Source organism: Dyadobacter endophyticus (genome assembly GCF_014641595.1).
Classification (GTDB): Bacteria; Bacteroidota; Bacteroidia; order Cytophagales; family Spirosomataceae; genus Dyadobacter; species Dyadobacter endophyticus.
The window spans coordinates 11,085-26,920 of record NZ_BMIA01000001.1; the positions used below are offsets into that span (position 1 = coordinate 11,085).

A 15,836-nucleotide genomic window follows, 5' to 3' on the forward strand; every position below is an offset into this window, starting at 1 on the left:
TTTGCCGGCTTAGATTTTAACCTGTAATGTCAGGTAAAAGCCCCGCCCGTCGGATGGCAAAATACCCGGGCCGGGATACCCTGTTGCCCGGCGGGTGAAGTACATTTCGTTGGTCAGGTTGTTAGCGCTGCCTTCGAGCCGGAAGCGCTTCCATTCGTAGGACAGGCTCACGTCCATGATCTTGTAAGCCGGGATAAGGCCGACCACCGAGGATACGCCGCCATCCACAGCATTAGTGGCTTCCGAAAACTGGTTAGTCAGGTGCGTAAGCTGAAAAGAACCCTTTAATTTCTTATAGCCGAGCCGCAAGCCGGTTTTTAGGTTGAGTTTGGGTACAAATTCGACCTGGTTACCCTGCACGCCCGGGATCTCGCTATGATTATATTCGGATTTGATCAGCGCGACATTTCCAAACAGGACGCCACTCCAATCGTTATGCTCCGGCCGGGCGAGCCTGATGAAGTCAGCTTCTGCATAGGATTCAATCCCCATGATAATGGCTTGGCCGACATTGCTTCTCAGACGCAGCACGCGGTTGCTTTCGTCATAAAACTGCACCTCGCCGATCCGGTTATCGTAGTTGAGGTAAAACAGGCTAACATCATAATTGAACAGCGAGGTCTGGTGGCTGCGCACGCCGATATCGATCGAGTACCCTTTTTCATCCTTTAAATTCGGGTCTATGACCGAGGATGGGTTGGCAATGCGCATGTCGCTGAAAGTGATCGAGCGGTAGTTTTGTGATATGTTGCCGTAAAGCTCGACTTTTTCAGCAGGCTTATAACCGATTCCGATGCCGGCAAGCAGGAAATGGCGTGCATTGGTGCGGTATTCGTCGGTTCGGGAAATGTTGATCACATTCTCAGCAAGGTCGCGCGAAATGTTGCCATAGTAGCCGTCTGCGGTGGTTTTAATGTATTCAAATCGCAAGCCAGGAGTAATGGAGAGCTTGTCGTTGAGGTAGAAGATGTTTTCTGCGAAAAGAGAAATGTTGCGGTTGGGGAATCGGTAGTCGTAGGTGATAAACCTGTCGGGCTCCACAAATGTAAAATCAGCGTCCTTTGCTTTGCTGCCAAGTCCCTGCAAGTTGTGGTTATAGCCATAATAGTAGCGCCCCCCAAGGAGCATTACCGACATTTTCTTGGCAATCGAATACCTTTTCAGGTAACGCGCTTCGGCGCCCCAGTTGGTGAAATCGCCTTTGATCAGATCGCGCTCTCCGTTGTCATCGATGGTAGCCACCCGGTTGGGCCGGAAACCCAGCGAATACCGGTTGGCTGCCAGGCCAAAAACGCGCAGGTTGAATTCATTACCTGCATTGAAACGATGGTCGAAATGCAGGGCGGCCATGTTCCAGTTTACCTCAAACCAGTTTCGTTCGCGGTTAGTCTGGCGCGGATCGTCGGCAAACATTGCGTCGGTGAGCCCGCCGGGTTGCTTGGCCAGGTAATGCATGTGTGTGATATCGAGGCCTATGCTGGTTTTGTCGGAGAGCTTATAGTCAAGGTCGGAATAAAAAGTGTAGTTGTTGAACCGCGAATTCGCACGCCAGCCGTCGGCTCTTTTGTATTGGAAAAAAGTGTAGTAGCTCAGCTTGCCTACTGTGCCGCTGGCGCTGGTAAATGCATTGTAAAACCCAAAAGAGCCCACACTTTGCCGCGCTACCACCTCCATTTTGCGATCCTGCACCGGTTTTTTCATGATAAAATTGATCAGCCCGCCAAACTGTGTGCCGTACTGCAGTGAAGCCGCCCCGCGCACGATCTGGATCTTGCCGACAGCTTCGATAGGTGGTGTGTAATAGCTTTCGGGATAACCTAGCGCATCGGCGCTGATATCGTGGCCATTCTGACGTACATTGAAGTTGGCCGTCCGGTTGGGGTCCAGGCCACGCCCGCCGATACTGAGCTGCAAACCGCCTCCGTCATTCTCCCATATATTCAGCCCGGCCACTCGCGAGTAGACCTGCCGCGCATTGTTGGTCGATAAATTGGCCACCAGTTGCTCGGGGGTGATCACCTCCGATTTTTTACCTTCGTAGATCCCCATACTCTCCACACCGCGTAGCCGCGAGAAACCAAAATCCGCCGCTTTTTCTTTTACGGTTAGCTCGTCAAGGTTTTGCTCCGAAGAGCTCAGATAAATATCGAATCGCAGGTCCTTGCCGCGGGCATTGAAATGTTTTTTCTCGATCCGGTAGCCCGACAGCGTGGTTTGCAAGGTATAATTCCCGTTTGGCACCGAGGTGAAGACGAACCTGCCCTGCTGGTCTGTTACTGTGGTGAGGCTTTCATTCAGAAAGATGGTGCAACCCGCAATAGCGGTCGTATCAGACTTGGAAAAGATGCGGCCCGACAGACTGGTCTGCGCCAGAGAAAAACTGCCAAACAGCAGCAGGAGGGGTAAAAATTTAAAGACCTTTAATTTCATTGTCAAATGGGGTAATCCAGGATTTGTGTCGGAAGGAGTCGGTTTGTTGCGCCAAATCGACATCTGGGGCAATCAATGGTTTGCCGGTGCGCCCGTTGAGGGCTACATACGAATCTACATACACATGAGGGCGTGTGAAGCCGCGTGCAGCGTAGTGGTCGCGCAGCATATGCGCGTATTGCAGGATCATGTCAGGCTGGGTCGACATCATTTTTTCCTGCAAATGCGTGAGAAAATCGTTATTGTTTACAACCTGTCGTCTTCCAGTGGCATCTGTGACGGTAAACTGTGTGTAACCTGCTTTTTCCATCAACATAACCCTCCATGAAAACCGGTAACCTTCCTCGGTCCAGAAAAGCTCGTCGGAATAAAGCAGGTACCGGAAAGGAAAAGTGATTTGGAATACAAAAAACAGCGCAAAAACTGCGTAAACGATCGGTTGAAGCCATGCGGGAAACCGGTAAGGTGCAATAGGCTTGATGGTCTCAGCAGGTAATGCAAGCAAACGACCAGCACGGTCAATGATTTTCTGATGGAATTCCGCCGGAAAAAATACCAATGCGGTCACGATCATGATATAGGGAAACATGCCGATCGGGAAAAGCAGAGACGTCAGCAAATGAAACACCACTACCGAGGCGTAGGCAAAGGGTCTTGTCCGGCCGTTCCAGAGCAAAAATCCTACGCTCAGGTCATAAATGCATCCAATCCAGCTAAAAATGTAAGCCGTCTCCAAATGGTTGAACAACGTACCGATGAGCAGCGTGTCATTTTTAGCAGGTAACCATATTTTCATGGGTAGTGCTTCCAAAAGCCAGTCGCTGTTGAGCTTGGCAATGCCGGCGTAGAAATACAGCATGCACACGATGAGCCGGATGCTATCCAGGCACCAGGCAGGGATTTGCCCCGCACGCAATGCTTGATTTTGGCGTGAATCAATTGAAAACAGGGTGTTTGCTGGTAAAAATAGGAGCATGAAACAAAGCAGGCTCACAAAATAGTAGTGGTTCAGGTATGTGCTTTTGTCGATGAATTCAATGTAGGTGAAGCTCAGGAAAAGTGCGACCGAAGCCATCCTGTAATGCCAGCCAATAGCGACCAGCAATGCGGAAATGCCACAAATCGCAAACAGCAGGTAAGTCCATTCACCCAGCGGCCTTACGAATTCAAAACCATAGAACGGGAAGAAAAACCGCGGGTTGATATAGAGCTCTTTGACCCACCCCAAAGCCACAAAACGGCCTGTGCTGATCGCCAGCATCAGGCCGAAAATGGCCCTGAACACGGCCAGGGGAGCCGCCGAGGTATATTTTTGCAGATATGCCCGCATGGGTTGGGTGCTAATCGCCGTCGTTATCGGTGTAAGTAATGGTGATGCTCATGGCCGAAGTCATATCCACTTTCAGCATCCGCACCGCCTTTTGCATTTCGGTATAGGTGTCCTTCATGGCCTGGTTATTGGTTTTGACCTCTTCGTACAAGTTGGGCTTCAATACGTCGAGTTTGGCGGCAGCAGTCTGGAACTGTGCATTGATGCTCTCGGTCAGCAATTTGCCGGTGCCGCTGTCCTTGGCGCCCAATGCATCCAGGTAATTTTTAAGGCCTGGGCCGGCCTGGCCAGTAACCGCGTGTCTTCCGTTGAAAAAGTCCACGTAAGCTTTATGCGCCGTTTGGGCGAGTGTTTTGGAAATGTCTTTCTTGTAAAAAGCTTCCACCTTTTCCGGGGCCGGAATACCGCTAGCCATGGCGCCGGAAGGAATCCCGAACTTACCCGAACGAATGTAGCGTTCGTAATGAAGAACGGAGCCATTGACCATCAATGAAGTCGATGAGCCGATATCAAGGCCGGTTTTACTGATGAAAGTATTGAGATATTCGCCTTTCCAGTCGCTGATCACCTTCCCCAGCAGCGAGTCCATACGTGCGATCACGCGGGTAATGTATGCGAGTTTTTTGGCGGCATCTTTGTCGGTGGTGTAATGGGCAAGAATGGAGGTGTCGTTGGCGCCCAGCCCATTGATAAGGTAATCGAGCGCTGGAAAGCCCTGGGTAGGGTAGGATGCGGGTACTTCCAGGCTTGAGGTTGGATCGGTGATGTTGGCTGCAATGCCTGCCTCGCTGGCGGGATAGATGTTGAAGAAGTTGCGGATAATCTGTTTTTCAGCCGGACCAAAATCGAATAGCTCCACACGTTGCCAGGCCACATACGCATCGGTCCAGGCGCTGCGGAACTCGGTCAAAGTTTGGCTATCAGGTTTTGCCGTAAATGCTTTGGACTTTGCCGACATCAGATCAAACTTGGTTTTAAACTGATCGTAGGAGGGAATGATCACATTTTCGGCCAAGGCTTTAAGCATCACCGACCGGTCTTTTCCTTCGTCTGTCGGCTGCGGATCGGGCTTATCGCTTCCGCTCGAACAGCCTAGGAAAACCAATGTCAGCACGAGCGCGATGTACTTTTTCATTCTTATCAGAGGTTATATTTAAAACGACAAATGGTGGACCGGCAAAATGCCAGTCCACCCACTTGAAAAGAGATAATATGAGCTGTTACAGCTTGAATTTCTTGGTAATAGCGTCGGATGCGGCATTAACCTTGTCGTTGGTAAGGTCCCAGAATTGGTTGGGCGAGCCTGGTCCGATCAGTGCCAAAAGGATCGCGTCGGAAAAGTCAGAGTCAGCGCCGTTGATCGTACAGTAACGCAGCGAGTAAATAAAGCCGAGCCCTTCTCCGATGGCGTGTGCGCGGGCCGCATCGGTAGTGCCGCTTTTCCATTTGGCCAGGTAACCCAACGCTGCTGAGGCGATGGCTTTCTCCATTTCTGTACGGATGAAGGTAGCCTGTGTTTTGAGCTCCGTTTTGTCGTTATTCACGATCGCCACGCGTCCTTTAACAAATGCAGTGTGGATTTTGGCATAGGAAGCCTTGTTGTATTCCCAAAGGTAAGAACCCAGGAATGATTCGGTCGCTTTTGCTCCTTTGGCGGCATCGGTTGCTCCTTCGAGGAAAATAGGGTTTGGCGTAAGCAAACCGAAAGCTTCATCCCAATTGTGTTCCAGTGCAGTGTATTTTTTACCGGAAACCAATGTTTTGTTGTCAGCTTCAAGACCTTTGTCCATCACTACGTTACCGATATAGTCGAGCTGCAATGCGCCGATAAGGCCTTTTTGAATGATCTGCGCGATTTCAATACCGTTCGCAGTGACCAGGTAAGTGCCCAGTTTTCCAGCCTTTCCTTTCGCCGCAGTTTGTTTCACCGATTTGCTGCTTTCCGCCATCTCGTTGAAATAGCCTTCCAGCAACTTGCGGTCTGTCTCTGCATTGGCTCGTGAGGAAGCCGTCAGGTTACGAAGCTGCACGCCTGAGGCATTCAAATCGTTTCCATTTACCACAACAGCTCCCGCTTTAATGTCTTTGAACGGGTTACCACTATTCGCAAACATGTTTTTCATCACAGTCGCATCAAGGGTCGCCGAGTCACGTACAGCGCTGCCGAGATAGTAATTCAGTGCCTGGAACATCCTGTAACGGTCGGTGCCTGATTTCAGATCGGCAGTAGTGTCGCCTTTGGCGTCGATGAAAAGGCTTTTATAAGGAGTAGTAGGCGTTACTTTCGCATAGTCGATCTTGGTACGAAGGTCTTGCTGCCCAGGAGGTGTAGGTTCGTCGTCATCTGAGCAAGAGACAAGTCCGAACGCAACGACAGAGGCCAACAACATAGCCCGCAACTTGAAATTGTGGTGTAGCATTTGATGCAGTAAGCGTTTTGTTAAGGATGTAACTGTGTGGTTTATTTAGAATAATTATAAACCACAGCAAACATAGGGATTATTTAGAATTGGAACAAATTATAAAATAAAGAGTGTGAAAAAGTTTTTTGTGCTGAAAAGAAAAGGGACGTTCCTCTTTGGGGGCGGGTCGTTTGGACCGGCATCCGAGGAATGTCCCTTTTGCTTACTAAATCAGAGGCGGAGGTATTAGCTGCCGCTTTCTCCTTTCCTTTTACTATTGAATTTTTTCTCGGCGGTTTTCGCCTTTTCAAAATCCAGCACCACGCCGTTGATGCAATACCTCAGGCCGGTAGGAGGCGGGCCATCGTCGAAAACGTGGCCTAAATGTGATTTACAACGGCCGCACATGACCTCGATCCGGTGCATGCCCAGACTGTTATCTGTCGCCTCGATGATCGATTTCTTGTTGATCGGTTCAAAAAAGCTCGGCCAGCCGCAGCCGCTTTCATATTTGGCGTCGCTTTTAAAAAGCGGGTTACCGCAAACGGCACAGTAGAATGTGCCTATCTCTTTGGAATGCTCGTACTCGCTGGTGAACGGACGTTCGGTTCCTTTCAGGCGCGCGACCCGGTACACTTCCGGTGAGAGGATCTTCTGCCAGTCGTCGTTGCTTTTCTTAACCGGTGCTGTTTCGCTATGTGAATATTCGGGCGCCTTTGGGGCCGGTTTGCTCTGGCCGGTCGGGGATTGCCCGTAGCAGTTCTGCAGGGTAAGGGCAAAAACACCCGCAATGGCAACCATGATGAAATTTTTCATGCGTTTATGATCTGTTTTTTCAAGATATACGATGAAAACAATCGTATAGGTCAAACAAATTCCCTCATTTTTTTCACAATAAATGTTAAATGAATACCGACAGGTCGCGTACTCCCAGCTTGCGGGCCGTTGTGAAACCTTCACCATACTTCACTCCGATCGCGTGACCCATTTCCTGCGCGCGCGCAATGATAAATTCCAGGAATTCCGGCGAGGAAATATAGCTCTGCGGCTCGCCTTCGCCCTTGTATTCCGGCACGTGAAACTGGCTTTTGAATGCCTTGATAGCCTCTACCTTTTTGTCGTGGAATTCGGTGATGTCGACAATAAAATCAGGATTAATGTAGCGGTCCTGGATCGAATGGAAGACCTGTTTCGGCCTCCATGGCTGCTGCTCGCTGCCTTGCTCGTCGTAGGTTTTCACCATTCGCAGCCCGGAATAGAAACTGGCTTCGGCAACCAGCGCTCCGCCGCGCCCATGATCGGGGTGGCGGTCGTGTATTGCATTAGTAATAACGATTTCAGGGCGGTATTTGCGAATAAAAGGGATGATCGCCTTTTGATGCGCTTCGTCGTTTTTGAAAAAGCCGTCTGCAAGGCCCACATTTTCTCGCACCTGCACGCCCAGAATGCGCGCGGCATCCAAGCCTTCCTGGATGCGGCCCTCAGGCGTTCCGCGCGTACCCAGTTCACCTCTTGTAAGGTCCACAATGCCTACTTTCTTGCCTAGCGCAATCTGAGCGAGCAATGTACCGGCGCAGCACAATTCGACATCGTCGGGATGCGCCGTGATGGCAAGGATATCTAATTTCATGATGGTTTCAGCTTATTTAATGCGCAGTTTCTGTCCGATCCGCAGCGTCGCGCGGGTCGACATGCGGTTTCTGCGCGCAATGGTTGAAATACTCACCCCGTAACGTGAAGCGATCGAGCCCAGGGTGTCACCCGAGCGTACTTTGTGCAAAATGGAGCGCGAATATGCCTTAGGCGCGTCGCCGGCTTCAAATTCGCTCTTGGTCGATTTGCCACGAATATGGCTCCATGCTGAGCTGGTCAGCAGGAAATGATCGGAACGTATAGCTGCGCCGGGCCAGTCGAATATACTTTCAGGGTCGAACGGGTTACCTTCGTAACGGTTCTCGTAATGCAAATGCGATCCGGAGCTCCTTCCGGTATTTCCTCCCAGACCAATTACTTCTCCGGCTTTTACAAGCTGCCCGGACTCAACCATTTGTTTGGAAAGGTGGCCATACAGGGTTTCCAGGCCATTATAATGCCGTACCACGACAAATCTGCCATAACCACTGCCGTCCCAGGCGACAATCCGCACCATGCCATCGTAGGTGCTGCGAACCGAATCGCCTGTTTCCAGGTCCAGGTCGGTACCATTGTGCCAGCGGCCCCAGCGGTAGGCGAAATGAGAGGTGACCGGCGTACGTTCCATAGGCGCGGCCCACATACGGCCAGCTGCCTGGTCATACAATTTAAGATCAACCGGCTCGTCGAATTCGGCCGGGCTGAGTCCGTACGGGTTAATGGTACGTGCGTCCCAGATTACGTAATACTCAGCAGCCTTTACCCATTCATCGGCAACGAGTACAGAATCTTCGGCGATCACTACTTCGGTTTCCCCCTCGTCGATGGTGGCAGTATCTTCATTGACGACGGGGTTCAGCGGCTTGACCGGTTCGAACTGGCTCTGGAATTTCAGGTTGGAGGTTTCTACTTCGTATTCGTCCTCTGGTTGAGGCGTGGCTTTGGTGGTCGGGCCATCGTTGGCATTGCTGCCCGACTGGTTGATCTTGGGGTTTCTTCGGAACTTTCCTCGCTCTTGCGCTTGCGTGTTCCAGGAGATCAGACACACGGCCATTAGCAAACAAACAATAAGCTTTACTTTCATAAGTATAATACCAAATCAGACTACGCTGGTGTTTACCATTCAACGTAGCCTGACTCCTATTAGGGGTTGTGCGATTAATTAAGCTGTTTCTTCTTCGATAATAACGTCCACTTCCCGTTCTACGAGGAATCTTTCAGCATCCAACGCAGCCATACAACCTGTTCCGGCAGCGGTTATCGCCTGGCGGTAGACATTGTCCTGAGCGTCACCACAGGCGAACACGCCTTTGATATTGGTGCAAGAGCTTCCTTTAATGGTTTGGATATATCCGGTCTCGTCCATGTGAACATAACCCTTGAAAATATCCGTGTTGGGTTTGTGGCCAATCGCAACAAAGAAACCGGTTGCTTCCAAAAGTTGCTCCTCGCCGGTTTTATTATTTTTAACCAATACCGATTCAAGTCCCTCTTCTCCGTTTAGCTTCACAGTTTCGGTGTTCCAGAGGATTTCGATATTTGGCAGCGTTTCCAAACGTTTCTGCATGATCTTCGAGGCACGCATTTCGTCGCGGCGAACCAGCAGGTATACTTTGCGGCAAAGCTTAGCAAGATAGCTGGCTTCTTCTGCGGCTGTATCGCCGGCGCCAACCACTACCACGTCCTGGCCGCGGAAGAAGAAACCGTCACAGACCGCACAGGCAGATACGCCGCGGCCATTCAAGCGTTCTTCGTCTTCAAGGCCAAGCCATTTGGCCGAAGCGCCAGTCGAAATAATTACCGCGTCGGCAGTGATTTCGTGCTTGTTGTCGATGATCACTTTATGTGGGTAACCCGTGAAATCAACCGAAGTAGCCAGACCGTAACGTACGTCGGTACCGAAACGTTTGGCTTGTTTTTCGAAGTTAATCATCATTTCAGGGCCGGTAATGCCATCGGGGTAGCCCGGATAGTTGTCAACTTCTGTCGTGATAGTCAGCTGGCCGCCTGGTTGGGCGCCTTGGTAAAGTACAGGATTCAATCCCGCGCGGGAAGCATATATGGCGGCTGTATAACCGGCAGGGCCGGAGCCGATAATTAAGCAAGAGACTTTCTCGGATGACATGTTAATATAAAACTACTGTTAATGACGATTTTTCTAGGTTTTAGCTGGAAATTCCAGCGGTGCCAGACAAGGCATATCTTCGTGTGTGAGACTTGATTTTGCCTTATTGTACCTGTCAGTACAACACAGGCAGACTGACAAAAGTGCAAAATTTCAGCCCGTTATGCAAATGCATTTAGAGGATGCGCCACTCAATCCTTCGGTTTTTCTGCCGGTTTTCATCCGAATCGTTGGGTGCTTTGGGCGTTGTTTCGCCATAACCTTTGGCCAAAATCCGGTCGGTCGCAATTCCGGACTGTTGCAAATAATATTGCACCGACTGCGCACGGCGTTGCGAAAGCGCCATATTCTCGGTATCCGAACCTACGTCGTCGGTGTGGCCGGATATTTCAATTTTAATGGTTTTGTTTTTGTGCAAAAACTCGCTCAGCTTGTCGAGCTCCACTTTGGATTTGTCATCGAGAATATATTCCCCTGTTTTGAAGAAAATGTTATTCAAAACCTCCGCGCGGTCCTTTTCGATCGCTTCCAGCGGGATTTCAAGGTCTACAAACGACTGGTCGTTATCAACGGAAAATGAAAGGCTTTTAAAGAGATACCCTGGTTTTGAGACATAAAATGCATATTCCCCACCGCTATTCAAAACAGCCAGAAATGAGCCGTTTTGGCTATCAGATGTAAATGAGCCTACCTTGGTCTGTGTTTTCAGGTCGAAAAGATCGATATCGGAAGCCAGAACCGTTCCCGTTTTTTTATCAAACACCTTACCCTTCGCATAGCGCGTAGGTGTGATGATCTTTTGCAGCGACTCGGGAACGCGGAAGGTGTAAATCAGCGAGCGGCCGCCGCCTTTTTCAGTATTATCATCGGTATAATAGGCATTCTCGCCGTTGGAAGCGATAAATAGCCCGACCTGGTCTGAAACCGTGTTGATAGGGTAGCCTATGTTTGCCGGGAGCGCCCATACCGTATCCGTTTTTTGGGTAATAAAAATATCAAAACCGCCCATACCTGGCAGGCCGTTCGAAGAGTAAAACAGCGTTCGACTATTGGCATGAATGAATGGAGCGTTCTCGTCGTCTGAGGTGTTAATAGTCGGTCCAAGGTTTTTGGGCGCCGTCCATTGTTTTTTGTCGTCCAGGTGTGTCACCCAGATGTCGCGCTTTCCCACGCCGCCCTTTCGGTCCGAAGCGAAATAGAGTGTATGTCCGTCCGCAGAAAGCGAAGGCTGCGATTCCCATTCGCGGGAATTAACCTCCTGGCCCAGGTTCGCGGGCTGGCTCCAATCTTTGCCTACCTTATGGGAGATATACAAATCGCAGCTGCCGTGGCCGTCGGGACGGTTGCAGGCCGTGAAAACCAGCGTACGGCCATCGGCGGAAACCGTGCAGGTACCTTCGTTATTGGTGGTGTTGATGGATTTGGAAATTTCTTCGGGTACGTCCCAACGGTCAGCCGGGCTGCGGTCCGCCACGCGACCGGCTTTGATGCGGCGCGTGAAATAAATGTTCTCGTCGCGGTTTTCAGTGAGTCCTGTAAAGATCAATGTCTCCTCGTCGGCAGTCATCACCGGGAAATACTGCGTTCCCAGGAAATTCACCGTGTCGCCCAATGATCTTTTCTCAATAGGAAGCGGGTTTTTAACAGCCTGCTGCGCAAACTTAGACGAGGCCACCGACTTTTCCGCTAATCTGCCCAAACTGGATTTGGCGGGGAACAATGCAGAGGCCTTCTCGAAGTAGAACTGCGCTGAATCGTAGCGCTGCACGTTGAAATGGTCACGGCCAATCCACTGAAAGGCTGCTGCCGATTGCGGCGCGGCAGGTTTGAGACTTATGGCCTTGTAGTAGTGTTTGCGGACGAGATCGCTCTTTCTTTGCAGTTCGTAAACCTGCGCGAGCCGCAGGTGGGTATCATAGCTGTTGGGCTCGATTTCAAGCACTTTCTCAAACAGTTCAGTTGCTTCGGGGAGATTTCTTTCTTGCCAGGCCTTTTGTGCCTTGTCGTATACTTGCCTGGCTGTTCTGGATAATGTAACGTCCTGAGCTGAAACGGATTGGAGTGTGGTGATGCCTAGTGCGATGCAGAAAAGAAATACCCGGTGCATTATGGAATGTTCATAAACTTGTGAGTTTGTAACGACATTTTCCATTTGGGATTGTCTTTGATATAGTCAATTATCAAAGGCAACATTACCTCCTGCTTACTCCATTCGGGTTGGAGAAGCAGCGTACAGTCAGGCGAAACTTTGGCGGCATGTTCTTCGGCGAAGTCGAAATCGCTTTTATTGTAAATGATCGCTTTCAACTCGTCGGCATTCTTATAAATATCCCGGTGAGGCGTCTTGAATTTTTTGGGCGAAAAACACACCCAGTCCCAATGCCCCGTGAAAGGATACACGCCCGAGGTTTCGATATTGGTTTTGAACCCAGCCGCTTGCAATGCACTCGTTAAACCGTCAAGATTGTACATTAATGGCTCTCCACCGGTAATTACTGCTAATCGACCGGGAAACTGCAATGCGCCGTCCACGATCGCTTCAATATCAAATTTGGGATGGATGCTCGCATCCCAGGACTCCTTTACATCGCACCAATGGCAGCCTACATCGCAGCCGCCGAGCCGGATGAAATAGGCGGCACGACCGCTGTGCTGGCCTTCACCCTGCAAGGTGTAGAAGGCTTCCATCACCGGCAGCTCTGATGTAACGATAGGCAAAGTTTCAGTAAGCAAAATCTTGAAATTCTTAATGTTGTAAAAATGGGTAACACGCCGCGTCAGCGGAAAAATCCCGTAAAGGTACAAAATTCAAACTTCCTGCTTCCGATATTGGTTCTTTCAAATAGTAGCATATTTGCATTATGAACATAGTACCCATCCATCAACAGGAAGTGATTTGCGCGCTTGCCACACCCTCGGGCGTAGGCGCGATAGGTGTTATACGTGTGTCGGGCCTGGGCGCTATTGCCATGGTCAACAGCGTTTTCAAAGGTAAAAACCTCGAAAAGGTCGAAACCCACACCGTGCATTTCGGCACTATCAACGCCGGTGGCGAAATCATCGACGAAGTGCTCGTCTCGGTTTTCAAAACGCCCCGCTCATTTACCAAGGAAGATTCCGTAGAAATTTCCTGCCACGGTTCCGATTACATTATCCGCCAGATATTAAAGGTATTGATCACCAAAGGCGCGCGCATTGCCAAACCAGGCGAGTTCACCCAGCGTGCCTTCCTGAATGGCCAGTTCGACCTGGTGCAAGCCGAAGCCGTCGCCGACCTGATCGCCGCCGACTCGCAAGCCAGCCACAAAACTGCATTGAACCAGCTCCGCGGCGGATTTTCCAAAAAACTGGCCTCGCTGCGCTCCGAGCTGATCCATTTCGCCTCTATGATCGAGTTGGAGCTCGATTTTGGCGAAGAAGACGTTGAATTCGCCGAGCGCGACGATTTGCGCAGGCTGATTGTGGCGCTGCAAACGACCATCGAGCCGCTGATCAGCTCATTTGACTTTGGCAATGCCATCAAGGAAGGGGTTCCGGTAGCTATTATTGGCTCGCCGAACGTGGGAAAATCGACACTCTTGAATGCATTATTAAATGAAGAGAAAGCTATCGTAACGGCCATTGCGGGCACCACCCGGGATGTGATCGAAGATACGATTGTGCTGGATGGGTTGAAATTTCGCTTTATCGATACGGCAGGAATTCGCGAAACGACCGATGTGGTAGAGTCCATCGGTATCGAGCGCTCGAAAGCAGCCATGGACAAAGCGGATATTGTGATTTTCCTTTTTGACAGCCTTGAAACGCTGGCTGAGAACCGCGCATTGGCCGCATTGCTGCCAGCTGATAAGGAAGTTCTTTTTGTGTTGAATAAAACCGATATTAATCCTTCGCTGGCAACGGAACTGCTTGGTGAAGACTCTGATATTGTTCCTATTTCTGCCTATACGCAGCAAAACCTCCCTGCGCTCACGCGGAAACTGGTTTCACTGGTTCACGGCCAGGCGGCCGGCGACACAGTCGTGACCAATTTGAGGCATTATGAGCATTTGATCAAGACCAACGCGTCGCTAACCGATGTTTTAAATGGGCTATCGCTGGGCGTGACCGGGGATTTTCTGGCGCAGGATATCCGGTTGGCGCTGCATCATTTGGGGGAGATTACGGGGACTATTGTGACGGATGATTTGCTGGATAATATTTTTAGTAAGTTTTGTATCGGAAAGTAATTGTTGAAATTGGCACAAAATTGAAACTATGGGCGAGCAGGATATCCGTTGGGAACAGCGCTTTGAAAATTATAAAAAGGCACTAAAAAAGTTGGGCGAAGCCGTGAAGCTCGATGCCGAACGTCCGTTGAGCGAACTGGAAAGGCAAGGGATTATACAAGCATTCGAATACACGCACGAGCTGGCCTGGAAGGTGATGCAGGACTTTTTTGTATATCAGGGCAATACTGAAATCAGAGGGCCAAGGGATGCGACGCGGCAGGCTTTTAGTGCTGATTTGATCTTAGACGGAGACAATTGGATGGAAATGATCAAAAATAGAAATCTTACCAGCCACACCTACAACGAAGAGATTTCCGATGAGATTTACACAAATATTATTGACCGGTTTTACCCGTTGTTTGTGAAGTTTCAGGAAACGATGGAGCGTATTAAATTGCAACATGACTAATGCACGGATTATCAGAAAAAGCCGTCAGCAGCATTCAGGGGGTGTTTGCTAAGCATCCCGAAGTAGAGCAAGCCATTCTATACGGATCGCGTGCGAAAGGGAACTACCGAAACGGCTCCGATATTGATTTGGCTTTGGTAGCGCCGGGGCTCGATCTATCTCTGTTGTTTAAAATTGAACTGGAACTGGATGATCTGATGCTTCCTTATAAAATTGATCTTTCTGCTTATCACAAAATTGAAGACACGGAGCTGATCGGTCATATTGATCAGGTAGGAGTAGTTTTTTTTTGAGAAGGGTTGATTGATTGTCCACGTTTCTTAACAGTTCAGGACCCACAACGTACCTTCAAGGTTGGGTGAGCACGCAGGCTAGCTTTTCTAGGGCCTTCGCCTGCGCCCTTTTATAGTTGTAAAAGTCGCCTCTGGCGTTGGTCTGGACAAGCCAAACTTCTTGGCAATTTCGCTCTCAATGTCAACAGGGGTTCGAGACTTCACGGGAGCACTTTTTGACAAAATAAAATCGATCAAAACCCTGTAAATCAACTATTTGCAGGGTTTTTGTTTTTGAACTGGGTGCCAAAGTTCGTAAGCAATCGGCTATCCCCCTTGGTATTGGTTATGCAGTTAATATAGTAGGATCGGTTACCGATTCTTTTTCCAGCGGTTGGGGAGAAGATCTGAGAATTTACCTTCATGGTTGAGGTCATTCATTTTCCGAAGAATATCCAGCAGCCAGTCCTGTGGATTTACATCGTGTTTTTTACAAGTCGCAAAAAGAGAGTAGATCATTGCAGCGTTTTGCGCCGTCTCATGCGTACCTGCAAAAAGGTAATTGCGCCGCCCCAGGGCAATTGGCCTGATTGCGTTCTCGATCAGGTTATTATCGAGTTGCAAATCTCCGTGAAGCGCATATAATCTCATACTTTCCATGAGCGGAAGAGCATATCCTATTGCCTTTCCAATAGGACTCTGTGGTACTCCCGCTGCATCCATTCGTGCAATTGGGTCAAGATTGGCAGGGATTGGGTCATCCTTTTCTCAACAATCTGACCTTCACCAAGAATTGGTGTCTGATTGGAAAATTCGGTGAAATTGACCACCTCAATACGGTTTAAATCTCTGTTGATGGTTATGCGCTGTTTCAAGGCTATATTCTTGCCGAAAACGCAGATTGTGGGGATATTGCTCGTTTAATGGGCAAGCGTCAATTTACGCTGAGCCGAGTCAGGAGAAAC

At 49.7% G+C, this 15,836-nt stretch carries 14 protein-coding genes; 3 read left to right on the forward strand and 11 right to left on the reverse strand.

Features of this window, described 5'->3' with window-relative positions; genetic code table 11:
• Nucleotides 1-9: 9 nt before the first annotated feature.
• The 10 genes from IEY24_RS00055 to IEY24_RS00100 form a co-directional block, all read right to left on the reverse strand.
• Nucleotides 10-2,430 carry a TonB-dependent receptor gene (locus IEY24_RS00055; protein WP_188927451.1) on the reverse strand — a complete coding sequence of 807 codons (2,421 nt, stop codon included), beginning with the start codon at nt 2,428-2,430 and terminating at the stop codon, nt 10-12.
• Nucleotides 2,411-3,760 carry an HTTM domain-containing protein gene (locus IEY24_RS00060; RefSeq protein ID WP_188927453.1) on the reverse strand — a complete coding sequence of 450 codons (1,350 nt, stop codon included), beginning with the start codon at nt 3,758-3,760 and terminating at the stop codon, nt 2,411-2,413. Before IEY24_RS00060 ends, IEY24_RS00055 begins: the two co-directional genes overlap by 20 nt.
• 10 nt (nt 3,761-3,770) lie before the next feature.
• Nucleotides 3,771-4,895: an imelysin family protein gene (locus tag IEY24_RS00065; protein ID WP_188927456.1), complete on the reverse strand. Its 1,125-nt coding sequence runs from the start codon at nt 4,893-4,895 to the stop codon at nt 3,771-3,773.
• Between the two features lie 85 nt (nt 4,896-4,980).
• Nucleotides 4,981-6,180: a DUF4856 domain-containing protein gene (locus IEY24_RS00070; protein WP_229221025.1), complete on the reverse strand. Its 1,200-nt coding sequence runs from the start codon at nt 6,178-6,180 to the stop codon at nt 4,981-4,983.
• Nucleotides 6,181-6,408: 228 nt separating this feature from the next.
• On the reverse strand, nt 6,409-6,978 hold the full coding sequence (gene msrB / locus IEY24_RS00075; protein WP_188927458.1) for a peptide-methionine (R)-S-oxide reductase MsrB: 570 nt from the start codon (nt 6,976-6,978) through the stop codon (nt 6,409-6,411).
• A gap of 85 nt (nt 6,979-7,063) precedes the next feature.
• Nucleotides 7,064-7,792 (reverse strand): bacillithiol biosynthesis deacetylase BshB1, encoded by a 729-nt coding sequence (gene bshB1 / locus IEY24_RS00080; protein ID WP_188927460.1) that lies wholly within the window; start codon nt 7,790-7,792, stop codon nt 7,064-7,066.
• A 12-nt stretch (nt 7,793-7,804) separates the two neighbouring features.
• Nucleotides 7,805-8,878, reverse strand: a complete 1,074-nt coding sequence (locus tag IEY24_RS00085) for a M23 family metallopeptidase (RefSeq protein ID WP_188927462.1) — start codon at nt 8,876-8,878, stop codon at nt 7,805-7,807.
• Between the two features lie 78 nt (nt 8,879-8,956).
• Nucleotides 8,957-9,919 (reverse strand): thioredoxin-disulfide reductase, encoded by a 963-nt coding sequence (gene trxB, locus IEY24_RS00090; RefSeq protein WP_188927464.1) that lies wholly within the window; start codon nt 9,917-9,919, stop codon nt 8,957-8,959.
• A gap of 175 nt (nt 9,920-10,094) precedes the next feature.
• Nucleotides 10,095-12,026 (reverse strand): OmpA family protein, encoded by a 1,932-nt coding sequence (locus IEY24_RS00095; protein WP_188927466.1) that lies wholly within the window; start codon nt 12,024-12,026, stop codon nt 10,095-10,097.
• A complete protein-coding gene (locus IEY24_RS00100) occupies nt 12,026-12,607 on the reverse strand; it encodes a 7-carboxy-7-deazaguanine synthase QueE (protein ID WP_188932009.1) in 582 nt (193 codons plus the stop codon). Before IEY24_RS00100 ends, IEY24_RS00095 begins: the two co-directional genes overlap by 1 nt.
• 173 nt (nt 12,608-12,780) lie before the next feature.
• On the opposite strand from IEY24_RS00100, the gene mnmE reads away from it, so the two are divergent.
• The 3 genes from mnmE to IEY24_RS00115 are packed head-to-tail and all read left to right on the forward strand — an operon-like array spanning nt 12,781 to nt 14,892.
• Nucleotides 12,781-14,148, forward strand: coding sequence for a tRNA uridine-5-carboxymethylaminomethyl(34) synthesis GTPase MnmE (mnmE, locus tag IEY24_RS00105; protein WP_188927468.1), 1,368 nt, complete (start codon nt 12,781-12,783; stop codon nt 14,146-14,148).
• A gap of 28 nt (nt 14,149-14,176) precedes the next feature.
• Nucleotides 14,177-14,599: a nucleotidyltransferase substrate binding protein gene (locus IEY24_RS00110; protein WP_188927470.1), complete on the forward strand. Its 423-nt coding sequence runs from the start codon at nt 14,177-14,179 to the stop codon at nt 14,597-14,599.
• Nucleotides 14,599-14,892: a nucleotidyltransferase domain-containing protein gene (locus tag IEY24_RS00115; protein WP_188927472.1), complete on the forward strand. Its 294-nt coding sequence runs from the start codon at nt 14,599-14,601 to the stop codon at nt 14,890-14,892. Before IEY24_RS00110 ends, IEY24_RS00115 begins: the two co-directional genes overlap by 1 nt.
• Before the next feature lie 351 nt (nt 14,893-15,243).
• Here the strand turns inward: IEY24_RS00115 and IEY24_RS00120 are convergent, their stop codons facing one another.
• Nucleotides 15,244-15,594 (reverse strand): IS66 family transposase, encoded by a 351-nt coding sequence (locus IEY24_RS00120; RefSeq protein ID WP_188927474.1) that lies wholly within the window; start codon nt 15,592-15,594, stop codon nt 15,244-15,246.
• Nucleotides 15,595-15,836: the final 242 nt, after the last annotated feature.